The sequence below is a fragment of the Andreprevotia lacus DSM 23236 genome (assembly GCF_900176275.1).
Classification (GTDB): Bacteria; Pseudomonadota; Gammaproteobacteria; order Burkholderiales; family Chitinibacteraceae; genus Andreprevotia; species Andreprevotia lacus.
In genome coordinates, this window is sequence record NZ_FWXD01000007.1 from 56,008 (window position 1) to 70,170 (window position 14,163).

The following is a 14,163-nucleotide window of genomic DNA, read 5'->3' on the forward strand; positions in this document are numbered from 1 at the left end:
TTCATTGTAAGTCGGAGTCCGGATTACCGTGAATTTGCCGCAACGGCAAACAGACCGTGAACGTGGTGCCTTGGCCCGGTGCACTGTTCACTTCGATGCGCCCATGATGTTTCTGCACAATGCCATAAGACAAGGACAGCCCCAATCCGGTACCCACACCAACCGATTTGGTAGTGAAAAACGGATCGAAAATCCGCTTGAGCACGTCAGACGTCATGCCGCTGCCATTGTCGGCAATTTCTACCCTCGCCTCGCCATTCATGCACATGGTGCGTATGTTGATGCAGCCCTGCTCGCTGATTGCCTGCCCGGCATTGACCAGTATGTTCATGAAGACCTGATTCAGTTCGAGCGGCAAGCACTCGACCTCGGGCAGATTTCCATACTCCTTGACGACCGTCGCCTTGTACTTGAGTTCGTGCGATGCGATATTGAGCGTGCTGTCGAGGCAGTGGTGCAAATCGGCCAGCTGCCAATCAGTGTCGCCCACGTGCGAAAACTCCTTGAGGTCCTGCACGATCTTCTTCACGCGCCGCAGGCCCTCATTTGATTCACCCAGCAAGGCAGGCGCATCTTCACGCAGGTAATCCAGTTCGATTTGAGCGCGCAATAGCTGCAAGGACGGATGGCTGACCAACCCCGGCTCCATCGCTTCGTATTCGCCGATCAGCCGCAACAAGTCGCCGATGTAAGATGCCAGTGTGCCCATGTTCGAAATCACATAGCTGATGGGATTGTTGATTTCGTGGGCCACACCGGCAGCCAGTTGACCGATGGATGCCATTTTTTCTGACTGAAGCAGCTGATTATGCGCGTGCTCCAGTTCTTGGGTGCGCAGCTTCAATTCACTGGTGCGTTGCTCGACCAGGATTTCCAGATGATTGCGATAGCGGTCCAGCTCCTCGTCAATCCGTTTACGCTCGGTGATGTCATACACCGTTGAGCGCGTTTTCTGAAATGTGCCATCCGCCCCGCGCACGGCACTGGTGGTGACCTGTACCGGAAAAATGCTGCCATCCTTGCGATGAAAGCGGTATTCGGCCTCCACACTGCTTTGCCCCTGCTGCAACTGTTGCAAGTTGGCAAGCAGGCAGGGGCGATCCGCCTCGTCAAGCAAGTCGGCCAGCGCCAATCGATCCACCACCTCATTCCTTCGATATCCAAGCCAACCCAGCTCGGTCTGGTTCATGTCAACAATGCATCCGTCAGCATCAAGCGAGTGGTAGCCGCAGGGCGCATTGTTGTATAGATCAAAGACCTCTTCGGCATGCTTGCGCAGTGCGGCTTCGGCTTGTTTGCGCTCGGAATTTTCGCGCACCAGATTGGTGTAAAGCCAGGCATTGTCGAGCGCGGCGGTCACTTGCGTCGCCAGCACGGCCAGCAGTTCAATTTCCACGTCGAGCAATGGGCGATGCGCGGTAAAATATACAGCGCATTCCTGCTGCCCATTCGAATGCAGATAGAGTACGTAGTCTGGCCCTGCAAGGCGGTGCCCGCGCCTCGAGAATGCCCCCCACAGCAACTCGAATGCAGGCGTCGCAGGTGCGATGTCGGTTTCAACGCTGCCAAGCATGGCTCCGGTTGCCGCATCCACGTGCAGCGGCATGTCCGGGCTGCACAGGATATCGCGCGTACACCAGACGCCATCAATATCGGTACCCAGCACTCTGCTGATCTCATCAAGTACCCCGACGGCCAACTCCCTGCGCGAGCGATAACGGTGCAGGTTGACCGCATCGCGCAGAATGCATGACAAGCCCTGTCTGCCACGCTCGACCTGCCATATCGCTTCATATGCACGTAGCGACGCGATTGTGGCGGTAATCAGCTTTTGCGTGGTGAGCTCAGTTTTTTCCTTGTAATCATTGATGTCGTACTCAACGATAACCCGCTGCTCTTTGGCAACCCCGGGTTGACCGGTACGCAGCACGATACGTACAAACGGATTGCGCAATTCGGTGCGGATCCGCTGCGCAAGGATCAATCCCGCATCTTCGCTTTCCATGACCACATCGAGAAAGATCAGTGCAACGTCCGGCTCGTTACTGAGTACATCGAAAGCCTGGGCCGCCGAGTAGGCACTCAGCAAGCGGATCGGCCGTTGCTTGAAAGTGAGACGCCCCAACGCCAGCCGGGTAACGGTATGAATATCTGGCTCATCGTCGGCGATCAGGATTTTCCACGGCATGCCGTGGCTCTCGCCCGGCTGGGGCGTGGAGTCGGGCTGTAGCCAGTCCGGCTCGTCGGAAGCAGTCATGGTGATCTCGATTTTACGTCCTGCCTGTCTGCACAATGGCACAGCCCGCCGCTTTGCGCGCGCCGACTGCCGCTGGTCGGGTGACGATTCATGCAACTCACCCCCGAGACAGGGCACCACACCAAAGAAAACATAAAGTCAGTATTTAGATATAAACAACCAATAAATCTTAAAAAATATTGACATTTTATTTACACAACAAAGGAAAAATTCAGGCCCGTCTGCTGCAATGAAGTCACCGCCACTAACCCGACCATCGTAGCGGTCAATTACATTGCCAATTCCTTCGTCATTACCAGCGGAGAGGCCAATCCCCAGCCGCCCACCATCGGCCGCGATGGCGACGGGAGGGCGATTTCCATCGGCGCTGACCGCAAGGGTTGCGAGGTCGTTGCCAGCCAGCTCAAGAACATCACCGGCGGCGGGCTGCATGAATACGCGCCGGATAGCGGCAACAAAAGCGCCCCGTCCGAACTCAAGTTCTTCCTCGGCCTCACGCTGATGCTGCAAGCCAATGCTGGCTGCGTTGATGTACCGGTTTCTCTGGCGCAGGGTCACTATTCACTGGCCAACACCTGGTGGATCGGTGGCAACGCGGTACTGCACTACGGCAGCCCCTTGCTGCTGGTGATTGCCAACAAGCAGATCAAGTGGGGGGCTCAAGCTGTCGGGCGGCACCAGTTCCTCCGTGCTGACCGAGCAGTAATGCAAACGGCCCCGATCGGGGCCGTTTGCGAATAGGCCAGCCTCAGGGCTGGCCTTGCCTCACTTCTTTACGGGCTTGCTGTCGCCATTGGGCAGCACTTCAAACTCGCCCACGAACACCGTTTCCTGCCGCTCTTTCAGCCGCAACATCACCAGCTGCTCTTGCGTGCCGGCCTTGCCAAAGCCGGTGATCAGTTTCAGCTGCATGGTAGTTGCACCGGCCACGCTCTGCTGGCGGTCACCGTAGTAGTTGGCCTCGATCTTGTACTTGCCCGGCTTGGCACGGCGCAGCGAGAACTCCTCCGGCCCGTAGCCCCCGGTAAAGTCACGCGACAGCCGGCCACCCTGATAGGTAAAGCGGTGGCCGTAGTAGCAACGCTCGCCGTTCGGGTCGGTCACCCACAGGTCCATATCGCTGTTGTCGGCATCCCAGCTCAGCACCACGCGCAGGTCCAGCGGCAGGTTCTTCAGCAGGCGCGGGTCAACCCGGCTGGTGTCCAGCTTTTGCTTGCTGGTAGCCACGATGGCATTCAGCTCGGCCAGCGCCACCAGTTCGATCTCGGCAAAACGCCCGTCCCAGTTGCGCAGCACCACCTCGTTGAGCTGGTCAATTGCATCCTGCTCGCGCCCGACCGCGGCATAAGCGAGACCCAGATCGCGGAACGATTGCGGTTCTTCCTCGGCCATGGACTGCACCTGCTCCAGAATCGGCACCGCCAGCTCCGGCGCCTTGGCCTGGCTCAGCCGATAGGCCAGCACGCGCAGTACGTGGCGGTTCTCCAGTTGCATTTCCGCCAGATTGGACAGCACGCGCAGCGCCAGATCACGCTGGCCACGCTCGAACAACAGATCGGCCACATCAAGATAGAAACCGCTGCTGTTGGCATAGCCGGGCTTTTCGTCCAGATATTGCGCGTACAGCGTTTCCGGGCGGGCAGCGCGCAGGCGGGTCATATACGGCGCGTCGGACGTCCAGCGCTTGATGGCAATGCCGATGCTGGGTGCTACTGCAGCGTCGCTCTCCTTGGCATCGCGGCGGGCTTCAGCCTGGGCAGTCATGGCCTTGGCAGCCGGAGCGGGTGCTGCCGGTGCAGCGGCTGCGCGTGCAGCCCTGTCCGCAACCATGCCCAGCGCTTCCTGGCGATTGGCGCCCCCCTCGGCCGAGGCAGCCGGTGCCGGCACCGGCTTGGGCTTGGGCGGTGTGCCCTTGGGATAGTCTTTCTCCCACCATGCGACTTTCTGCTCGAACTCACGCACCACCGCATCCAGATGCTGGTGTTGCTGCTGGCGCAACCAGCCGGCCTGCTCGGCCTTGCGTTGCTGGAACAGCGCACGCTCGCTGGCGGGCGGCTGGATGTCATAGCGCACGTAGTCGTCCATGGTTTCCAGCACGATCAGCGAGGTTTCGGCGCTGGGGATGGCAAAGCGCTGGCCCAGCCGGCGCAACTCGCCGCGATACAGCTCCGGCTCGGCCTCCAGCGCGGCAATGCGGTATTGCGCCCATGCCTGCGCGGCAATGCTGCTGTCGTTGCGTGCTGCGTGTATGGGCAGCTTGATCTCGTTACGCTGGCCGCCCTGCTCCAGCCGGATGCGCAACACGTCGTCCTGTGCGGCCAGCACGCCGGCCACGCGCAGCACACCGCCCTCGGCATACGGCGATTGCGCCACCAGCTGCGTGGCATTGTCGGCACTCAGTGCGACGATATGCGGCGCATCATCCAGCAATTGCCGGCTTGCCTGCGCCACACCGGCCTGATCGAACAACTGGATCAAGCGGCCGCGCGCGCCGCCAGCCAGTGCCTGCAGGCGCACAGTATCGGCGCCGTTGCTGCTGTTGACCGCATACAGGCGCTGATTGGCCGCCAGTTGCGGGAAGCGCTCGCTGCCATAGTTGGCAATGCCGTCGGAAAACAACAGGTATTCGCCCACGTCAGCCTGCGGCTGCCAGCCGCCCAGCGCAGTAGCACCGTCATATTGCGTGGTTTTGAGCGCCTGGCGCAGTTCGTCCCAATCGCCCCCGCTGATGCGGAACGATTTGACAGCTTCGGCCCGGTCACGCAGGCGGATCAGCCTTACCTCACCATTGCCCATGGCCTTGAAGTAACGATCCAGCAGCGCCAGCTCGGCGGCCTGGGCACGACCCTGCCCCGAACCTGAGCTATCCCACAGCAGGCCCACCACGCGCGGCAGGCTGCGTGGCGTGCTTGTGGCCTTTACCGGTACTTCGGCCATGAAGAAGCGCTCGCCATCATGGGCGCCGGTGTACACCTGCGGCTGCGTGGCGGCCGGCCAGGCCAGTTGCAACTGACCGTGCGGGGCAAAGTTGCTTTGCTCCAGCTCGGCGTTGTAGCCCGCCTCGTTGCGGCTGAACTTGATCGTACTCAGGCTGCCCAGCACCTGCGGCGCCACCTTCCTGCCGGCCACGCTGGCCTGCAGGCGGAAGATGGTCACCGACTTGAACACATCCAGCGGCAAGCGGTATTGCAGCTGACCGTTGCTGGTGTTCAGCACCTCGGCAATGGTCAGCTGCACCGTGCGCCGGCCCAGTGCCGGCACCGGGTAGACACGCAAGCGGAACTGGTTGCCGACGGTTTTCTCCAGCAGCGCTGGATCAACGCGGCGGCGCTCGATCTCCTCGAACACCTGCCGGCCCTTGGCCTTTTCAACCGGCACTGCCGGGCGCAACGCGCCATTGATATCGAGCGCAAAGCCACTGACCTGCTGCTGCGGCAGCAACGGGAATTGCAGCTCGGCCTCCAGCTGGCGCGGGTTGGGGTTGTAGAACACCAGATTGAGCGTGGTGGTGGCCTGCGTGCCGACGACGTCCACCTTGACGGCGGCCGACTCCAGCAACAGCGGCGTGGCCGGGCTGCTGGGGCGCAGGATGAGTTGCTGTGGCGGCGGCTCGGGCATGACGACACGACGGGCCGGCGTGGCCGCCAGTGCTGACAGGCTGGCGAACAGCCAGCACAAGACAATCAGGGTAAGGGAACGGGTTTGCATGACAGCTCCTGCGTTGGGTGCGTGCTCATGCAACGGGGCAGCAGTGGCAACAGGGTCAGGCTGGGCGAAAAAATGTGGGGCGCATCACGCCCCACCTGCGCTACGCACAGCTATTGCGGCAACGCATCCAGCCGCTTGCGCTGCGCCTCGTCCACCGGGTAATCCGGGTAGTGCTGCTTGAAGCGCTGCCACTCCTCACGCGCCTTTTGCGGCTGATTGTCGTGCAGCAAGGCATCGATCTGCTTCAGCCATTCCTCAGCCGTCGGCACCTCGGCGGCTGATGCCTGTCTGGCTGCGGGCTTGGCCGTAGTGCTCAGCGCGCGCAATCGTGCTTCGGCGGGCGGTGCGGCAGCCGCTTTGGCCGGTTCGGTATGGATGCTATTGGCGCCAGCTGCGGCGCGGTCGGCCAGCACGGGCGCTGGCGCAGCATCCCGGCGCGCCTTCAGTTCGCCAACCGCTTGCTGCTCTGCCGCCGGGGCGACAGGCGCCGCCAGCTGCACGGGCGGTTCAACTGCGGCAGCAGCGACCTCGGTTTTGTCATGCTTGTCGGCTTCGGCCTGCTGCACCTTGCGTGCCACATCATGGCCACCCGAGGATTCGGGCCCGGTTTTAGGCGCTGGTGCCCGGGCGAGCTGCGGTGCTTGCCGTGCGGCCTCTTGCTGTTTGCGCACCGGTTGTGGGGCTGCCGCATTGCCGCCGGTAGCGCTCTCCTTGAGCGCATCTGCTGCGGCCGGTGCTGCTGGCGCGGCAGCCGGCACCGGTGCTTGCGCTTCGGCCACCGGCTCTTGCGCCAGAATGACCGGCGCTTCGGGCTTGCCCCCCATCCAGTGCCATGCCACACCCACCGTCAGCAGCAGCGATGCCGCCACACCCAGTGGCGCAGCCCAGCGTGAACGGCGGTAGGGTTGCACACCGCCAGCCTGCTCGTCATTGGCAGCCTGCACCGCAGCGTTGTCGTTGGCCGCCTTGCCGGCCACCGCGGCAGCAGCCTGGGCGAGTATGGCCTGATCGAGCGCAGCCGACGGCGCAGGCTGCGGCAACTGCTGCAGCATGGCGCTCAATTCGTCATCACCGGCCAAAAAAGCGGCGAAGTCGCGGTCGTCGTCACCGGGCTGGCTCATGCCTGCTCCCCCTCATACGTCAGCGCTGCGCGCAGTTTCTGCATGGCATAGCGCAAGCGGCTTTTGACGGTTTCCTGCGCCGCACCGGTCAACACGGCAATCTCCTCCAGCGACATGCCGCTGAACTGCTGCAGCACCAGCGCCTCGCGCTGCTCGGCCGGCAAGGTGCCAATGGCCGCCTGCAGCTGCGCCGCGCGCTGCTTTTCAGCCAGCGCGGTTTCCGGCGTATCGGCACTGGCCTCGCCCAAGCGCTCCAGCGCGGCATGCGGGCTGTCTTCGGCACCGCCCAGCTCGCTGGCCAAGAGCGACTGGTGCTGGCGCAGCAGGTCAATCAGCCGGTTGCGGGCGATCTGGTACAGATAGGTGCGAAAGCTGGCCTGCACCTCGTAACGCTCTGCCGCCTTGTGCAAGCTGGCCCAGCTATCCTGCGCCACCTCATCCACCCAGTCGGCACGTGGCGACTGCCACGCGATGAAGCGATACAGGCCGTGACTGTGCCGGCGATACAACTCGCCAAATGCAGCCACATCACCATGTTGGTAACGCTGCATCAAGGATTCATCGGAAAGCTCGGCATGCATGCCGCGCAGTCTAGCGGGCTTTGCGGGGCTTTGCTCCGGCAATGCGTCATGTTGCGGGTACAAACAGCGCTCCGTCATGGTCGCCAGTACACACTAGTGCGGCTCCATGGTATGTAACGCAGCAATAGTGCCGACGGGGTGAAGCTGTGGCACAGTTTGCAAGACGGCCTGCCCGGCTCCAGTGGAACCCTTGCCATGGAAACAGCCCCACAGCAGCAATTGCTCATCCTTGATCTCGACGAAACACTGATTCATGCCAGCCATGCAGCACTGGATCGCCCTTGCGACTTTCGTGTGGCCAGTTACCACGTCTACCGCCGTCCTGGCGTGGCCGATTTCCTGGCCTTCTGCCAGCGCCATTTCACCGTTGCAATCTGGACCTCATCCACCGCCCCGTATGCAGCGGAAGTCGTGACCGCGTTGTTTCCGGTGCCGGATCAATTGCTGTTCGTGTATGCCCGCAACCGTTGCGTACGCGCTTATGACCCTGAGTTTCGCGAGGATTATTTCATCAAGGACTTACGTAAAGTACGCAAGTTTGGCTTCCCGCTTGAACGCATCCTGGTCATTGACGACACGCCGCAAAAACTCTGCCGCCATTACGGCAACCTGATCCGCATTCCTGAGTGGACAGGCGATGAAGCCGATCGCGAGCTGTTACATATGATGGATTACCTGCTTACCCTGAAAGACGTCACCAATGTGCGCAAGGTGGAGAAACGGCGCTGGCGTTCATTGCGTGAAACGCCTTCTCAGTTCACTGCGTCTTTTGCCAAGTCTTGCGGCAATCACCTTCTGGAGCACCGTTAATGCCCATCCGCATCGTCCGTCTCGGCAGCGCGCGCGCCAGCGACGAAGGCCTGCGCATCGGTACCGTGCGCCGGCCACCACGCGGCGTACCCAAGGCCGAATTCGCCGCGCAGAACTGGTATGACGTGTGGTACCCCGAGCTGGCACCCAGCGCCGAGACCATGAAGCAGGGTCAGACCGCACAGACACCGGCCGACTGGGCGCGCTTCGTCAAAAGCTATCGCGGCGAAATGGCCGACCCTGCACGCGCCCGCACGCTGGATTTGCTGGCTGCGCTGTCGCAGCAGAGCAATTTCTCGGTCGGCTGCTATTGCGAGGATGAGGCGCATTGCCACCGCTCGGTGCTGCGTGCCTTGCTGCTGGAGCGCGGCGCAACAGTGATCTGAAACAAGCTTAATGAAAATCCCGGCTGCGCACCTGCAGCTCGCCCAGCAGCGCCGTCTTGTCCACCAGCCGCTTGGCCAGCACGTTCACCACCCTGCCCTCGCGCTGCACGATGCCGTAAACCGCCAGTAGCTGCGACCCTAGCAGTTCGCGCCGCTGGCGTTCAACCAGATCATTCCAGACGATCACATTGGTGTTGCCGGTTTCATCTTCCAGCGTGACAAACACCACACCAGTAGCGGTGCCGGGGCGCTGGCGGCCGACGACCAGGCCGGCCACGCGCACGATGCGGCCATTGGGGGCGCGTGCGATGTCGGCAGCGGTGAGCAAGCGCTCGGCAGCCAGTTGCGTGCGCAACAGGCTGAGCGGATGCGCACGCAAGCTCAGCCCCAGCGCGCGGTAGTCGAATACGACGTCCTGGCCCAGCGTGACTGGCGGCAGTGCCGGTTGATCGACCTCTGCCGGTGCTGCGGCACGGGCCAGATCGGCCTGCGTATCCAGCCCGCTGACCCGCCACCACGCCTGGCGGCGGTGGCCGGCCAGCGTGGCCAGTGCGTCGGCCTCGGTCAGCGCAGTAAGCATGCGCGGGTCCAGCTGCGCCAACTGCTGCAACTGCGCCACGCTGGCATAGCCCGTGGCAGGCCGCTGCCGGGCAATTTGCCGCCCGGCCGCCTCGGCCATGCCCTTGACCAGATTGAAGCCCAGCCGCACCGCCGGCTGCGGCTGGCCGTTGTCTTCCAGCGTGCAATCCCACTCGCTGCATTGCACATCCACCGGCCGCACCTCGATGCCGTGGCGACGCGCGTCCTGGATCAGTTGCGAGGCGGAATAAAACCCCATGGGCAGCGAATTGAGCAGCCCGCACAAAAAGGCCGCCGGCTCGTGCCGCTTGAGCCAGGCCGATACATACACCAGCTTGGCAAAACTGGCCGCGTGCGATTCGGGGAAGCCATATTCGGCAAAGCCTTCGATCTGCTTGAAAATGCGTTCAGCGAATTCGAGCGGGTATTTTCGTTCCAGCATGCCGCTGATGAGTTTGTCGCGATAAATGTCGATGCGACCGGTGCGCCGCCATGCGGCCATCGAGCGCCGCAGCTGGTCGGCCTCGCCAGCGGTGAAGCCCCCTGCCACCACGGCCAGTTGCATCACCTGTTCCTGAAACAGCGGCACCCCCAGCGTGCGCTCCAGCACGGCGCGCACATCGTCGTGCGGGTACTCAACCGGCTCCAGCCCCTGCTTGCGGCGCAGATACGGGTGCACCATGCCGCCCTGGATCGGGCCGGGGCGCACGATGGCAACTTCGATCACCAGATCGTAGAAGCAACGCGGCTTGAGGCGCGGCAGCATGCTCATCTGTGCGCGAGACTCCACCTGGAACACGCCCACGCTGTCGGCACGGCTGAGCATCTCGTACACAGCCGGGTCTTCGCTTGGCACGGTATGCAGGGTCAGCGGTCGCTGGCGCAGGGCCGAGACCAGTGCCATGGTGCGGCGCAGCGCCGACAGCATGCCCAGCGCCAGCACATCGACCTTGAGCAGGCCGACGGTATCGAGATCGTCCTTGTCCCACTCGATCACCGTGCGCTCGGCCATGGCGGCATTCTCGATCGGCACCAGCCGCTGCAGCGACCCGCGCGAGATTACCAATCCGCCCACATGCTGCGACAGATGACGCGGAAAACGCCGCAAGGTGCCAACCAGCGACAGCAGTTGCCGCACCGGCCGGCTGTCCGGCTCCAGCCCGGCCTCCAGCATGCGCTGCGCCAGTTCGTCCTTGTTATCCCACCACGCCAGCGAGCGGGTCAGCCGGTCAAGCTGGTCCTCCGACAGCCCGAGTGCCCGCCCCACATCACGCAATGCCGACTTGGTGCGGTAGGTAATGACGGTAGCGGCCAGCGCGGCACGGTCACGGCCGTACTTGCGGTAGACGTACTGGATGACTTCTTCGCGCCGGTCGTGCTCGAAATCGACGTCGATATCGGGCGGCTCATCACGCTCGCTGGAAACAAAGCGCTCGAACAGCAAATTGCTGATGGCCGGGTCAACGGCAGTAATGCCCAGTGCATAGCAGACCGCCGAATTGGCGGCCGAACCACGCCCCTGGCACAGAATGCCTTGGCTGCGGGCGTAGCGCACAATATCCTCAACAGTGAGGAAGTAGGCCTCGTAACCCTTTTCGGCAATCAGCGCCAGCTCCTTGTCCACTTGCTCGCGCACCTTGGGCGGCGTGCCATCGGGGTAGCGTTCGCGCAGGCCGGCTTCGGTGAGCTGGCTCAGGTAGGCAATCGGCGTGAGCTGTGGCGGCACGAACTCATCCGGGTATTCGTAGCGCAGCTCATCCAGCGAGAAGGTGCAGCGCTCGGCCACGCGCACGGTTTCGGCCAGCAGTTCGATCGGGTACAGCGTGGCCAGGCGCTGGCGCGTGCGCAAATGACGCTCGCTGTTGCCAAACAGCGCCGTGCCGCATTGCGCCACCGGCTTGCCCAGGCGCACGGCGGTCAGTACATCCTGCAGCGGCTGGCGGTCACGCTGATGCATATGCACATCGCCAGCGGCCAGCAGCGGCAACCCGCACTCGCCCGCCAGCCACTGCAACTGGCGCAGCCGGCCGGCATCATCCGGCCCCAGCAGCAGTTCGGCAGCAATCCAACAACGGCCAGCGAAGTGGCGGGCCAGCCACAGACCATCGGCCACGTCGGGTTGATCGGGCGGCAGCCAGATCGCCAGCAATTGCCCGGCAAAATCGGCCACATCGCTGCGGCCCAGCCGGTAGCTGCCCTTGTCGGCATTGCGCCGACCGCGCGTGATCAGCTCGGCCAGATCGCCATAGGCTTGCCGCTCCGGCGCCAGCAGCACGAGCCTCAAGCCGTCATCCAGCGTGAACTCCGCGCCAACAATCAGATGCAACCCCAGCTCCTTGGCCGCCCGGTGCGCACGCACCATGCCGGCGAGCGAGCATTCATCGGTGATCGCTAACGCGCGGTAGCCCAATTGGTGCGCGCGCTCAACCAGCTCCTCGGCATGCGATGCACCACGCTGGAACGAGAAATTGCTCAGGCAATGCAGCTCGGCATAATCGGGCGGCACGACCGGCGTGGGTAACGCTGCCTGGGCGGAGATGGCTATGCCGTCCATGCCTCACCCGAACATGCCGTGCAGATACCAGCCGTGGCTGACCCGGTCACGGTAAATCCAGTAACGGCGGCCGCTGGCACCACGAGCCTGAAAGTAATCGCGCACCACTGCCTCGCCATCCCACCAGCCCGACTCGATGCGCTCGGGCTGGCCGATGCAGGCCAATGCCTCGCCATACCACGGTTGCTCATCGCGTATCGACAGCGGCAGTGGCTGGGGCAGCAACCAGCCGGGGCGCTCGCCCCGTGCCTGTGCGGTGCCGGCCGCCCCCGGTTGGACGGCCTGCCACGCCAGCTCCGGCCTGTGCTCATCCACGGCGACGAGACCGCACACCGCGTCATCGCCCAGCCGGGCAGCCAGCCGGGCCAGCAGCAGCGAGGCATCGCCTCCGTCGGCATCGCCGCCCGGCCCGAACAACGACAGCGGTTGACCGTCGAGCGGGTGCAAGACATCGGCCAGCAGGGTGACGGCCAGTACCGGCGCCGGCAGGCTGAAGCGCGCAGCACGTTCGGCCAGCACCGCCTGCATCTCGGCCGCGCGCCGCAGCGGCACGCCAAAACCCACCGGCAACACGCTGGCCGGCAAGCCTTCGTGCTTGCAGCGCAGCAGCACCGCTTGCACGCCCAGCCCGCGCCCGGACAAAAAGGCTGCCAGCTCGGCCAGCAGACGGTCGGCCAGTAACAGGAATACATCGAGCTGCTCGAAGGGGTAATCCAGATCGATGCAGCGCTCGAACCGGTCAGGCGCCACAAAGGGCTCGCGCGGATCGGCCACCTTGCCCAGCGCCCGATCCAGCTGCAGCAGCAGCGCCGGGCCAAAACGCTTGTTCAGCCCGCCACGCGGCAGGCGCTGCAACTGCGCCAGGGTATTGATGCCCAGTTGCGACAGACCGTCGGCCTGCTTGCGGTCGGGCTGCAATACGCGGATCGACATGGCGGCCAGCACGGCGGGTAAATCCCCTGCCGTCATCACCGGCGGCAGGCCCAGCCAGGCGGCCCATTGCGCCGCCAGCGGCGTGGGCGCGCAGCCCATGCGCACAGCATGACCCAATTCAGCCAGTCCCGCCCTCACCTGCTCCAGTAACGATGACAGCCCGCCGAAATAACGCAGGCAACCGCCAACCTCCAGCAACAAGGTGGCAGGCGGCGCCAGCGCCACGGTGGGGGTGAATTGCTGCGCCCATGCGGCCAGGCTGGCCAGCAGCGCGGCCTCTGCCGCCGGCTGGCGGCGGTGTACGGTGAGCTGATTGGCCAGTGCCAGCGCGGCTGACAGCTTGAGGCCGGCACGCAAGCCCAGCGACGACGCCAGCGCATCGGCATGCACCACCTGATCGAAGCGCCCGGTGGATTCCACCACCAGCACCGGCCTAGGCGGCGTGGCGGCGGGCGGGCAGACGGCCAGCGGCAGATCGGGCAGGTACAGTGCGAGCCAGAGCATGGTCGGCCTGCAAAGGGGTTAGACGGATGGCATGGGGCAGCGGCGGCCCGCGCCGTTTCAGAATGCGCACGTCGATGCCGTCGGGCGCCGGGCTGACGGCCAGCCGCAGCGCCAGAGGCGAGCTGACTTGCGCGGCAGAGCGGGCCTGCCGTAGCAGAAAACCGCAGGCGCTGCCGGTCTGCGCGGCCAGTTGCAAACGCCGGCAGGCCCGGTCGTCGATGGCGCCAGCCAGCCAGCCCAGCACGCCGCCGCAGGCCGGATCGCGCAGGCCCTGCTCCATCGCCCACAGGGCTTCATCACGGCTGCGTGGGCGCACCCACACCAGCCGGGTCAAGACCACCCCAGCGGCCAGCCAGGCCGGCGCATAGGGAATCTGCGGCGGGGCAATCAGCAATACATGCCGGCGCGCGCTCAGCTGCCGCAGCGCCGGTTGCAGCAGGCTGAGCTCACCGCTGCCCGGCTGCGCCAGCACCAGCTCGGTCATGCCGCCCTGCGGCCAGCCGCCACCGGGCAAGGCAGCATCCAGCGCCGGATAGCCGCTAGGCAAGCCCTGGCCGTCGGCACGCACCAACGCACCACCGCGCCAGATGGCGGGGTGGCGCAATACGCTCTGCAGATCGGTAACGGCATCGGGCAACATGGGTGGCCAGTACTGGGGATCACCCTGTGATGATATAGAACGATTGTTCTATAATCAAACCATTGCCGACCGAAGGGCGGCATGGCTGTC

Annotated in this window: 10 protein-coding genes; 2 read left to right on the plus strand and 8 right to left on the minus strand. The window is 63.9% G+C overall.

The annotated features are described in order from the left end of the window. Position 1: 1 nt before the first annotated feature. The 5 genes from B9A19_RS23265 to B9A19_RS07345 form a co-directional block, all read right to left on the minus strand. Complete coding sequence (locus B9A19_RS23265) at positions 2 to 2,257, minus strand: DUF3369 domain-containing protein (RefSeq protein ID WP_084090131.1); 2,256 nt, start codon at positions 2,255 to 2,257, stop codon at positions 2 to 4. 138 nt (positions 2,258 to 2,395) lie between these two features. Beyond that, the gene (locus B9A19_RS07325) at positions 2,396 to 2,815 is read right to left on the minus strand and encodes a hypothetical protein (RefSeq protein ID WP_139798708.1); all 420 of its coding nucleotides are present in this window, start codon (positions 2,813 to 2,815) and stop codon (positions 2,396 to 2,398) included. A gap of 207 nt (positions 2,816 to 3,022) precedes the next feature. Continuing rightward, positions 3,023 to 5,965, minus strand: coding sequence for a DUF2135 domain-containing protein (locus B9A19_RS07335; protein ID WP_084090134.1), 2,943 nt, complete (start codon positions 5,963 to 5,965; stop codon positions 3,023 to 3,025). A 110-nt stretch (positions 5,966 to 6,075) separates the two neighbouring features. Next, complete coding sequence (locus B9A19_RS07340) at positions 6,076 to 7,086, minus strand: hypothetical protein (RefSeq protein WP_084090135.1); 1,011 nt, start codon at positions 7,084 to 7,086, stop codon at positions 6,076 to 6,078. After that, entirely contained in the window at positions 7,083 to 7,637 is a 555-nt protein-coding gene (locus B9A19_RS07345; RefSeq protein WP_139798709.1) for a sigma-70 family RNA polymerase sigma factor, read from the minus strand. Before B9A19_RS07345 ends, B9A19_RS07340 begins: the two co-directional genes overlap by 4 nt. A gap of 225 nt (positions 7,638 to 7,862) precedes the next feature. Here B9A19_RS07345 and B9A19_RS07350 point away from each other — a divergent pair, with 225 nt between their 5' ends. Further along, positions 7,863 to 8,477: an HAD family hydrolase gene (locus B9A19_RS07350; RefSeq protein WP_084090137.1), complete on the plus strand. Its 615-nt coding sequence runs from the start codon at positions 7,863 to 7,865 to the stop codon at positions 8,475 to 8,477. Continuing rightward, a complete protein-coding gene (locus tag B9A19_RS07355) occupies positions 8,477 to 8,863 on the plus strand; it encodes a DUF488 domain-containing protein (protein ID WP_084090138.1) in 387 nt (128 codons plus the stop codon). Before B9A19_RS07350 ends, B9A19_RS07355 begins: the two co-directional genes overlap by 1 nt. A gap of 7 nt (positions 8,864 to 8,870) precedes the next feature. Here the strand turns inward: B9A19_RS07355 and B9A19_RS07360 are convergent, their stop codons facing one another. The 3 genes from B9A19_RS07360 to imuA are packed head-to-tail and all read right to left on the minus strand — an operon-like array spanning position 8,871 to position 14,073. Continuing rightward, the gene (locus B9A19_RS07360; protein WP_084090139.1) at positions 8,871 to 11,996 is read right to left on the minus strand and encodes an error-prone DNA polymerase; all 3,126 of its coding nucleotides are present in this window, start codon (positions 11,994 to 11,996) and stop codon (positions 8,871 to 8,873) included. 3 nt (positions 11,997 to 11,999) lie between these two features. Beyond that, the gene (locus B9A19_RS07365; RefSeq protein ID WP_084090140.1) at positions 12,000 to 13,433 is read right to left on the minus strand and encodes a Y-family DNA polymerase; all 1,434 of its coding nucleotides are present in this window, start codon (positions 13,431 to 13,433) and stop codon (positions 12,000 to 12,002) included. After that, positions 13,363 to 14,073 (minus strand): translesion DNA synthesis-associated protein ImuA, encoded by a 711-nt coding sequence (gene imuA / locus B9A19_RS07370; RefSeq protein WP_084090141.1) that lies wholly within the window; start codon positions 14,071 to 14,073, stop codon positions 13,363 to 13,365. Before imuA ends, B9A19_RS07365 begins: the two co-directional genes overlap by 71 nt. Positions 14,074 to 14,163: the final 90 nt, after the last annotated feature.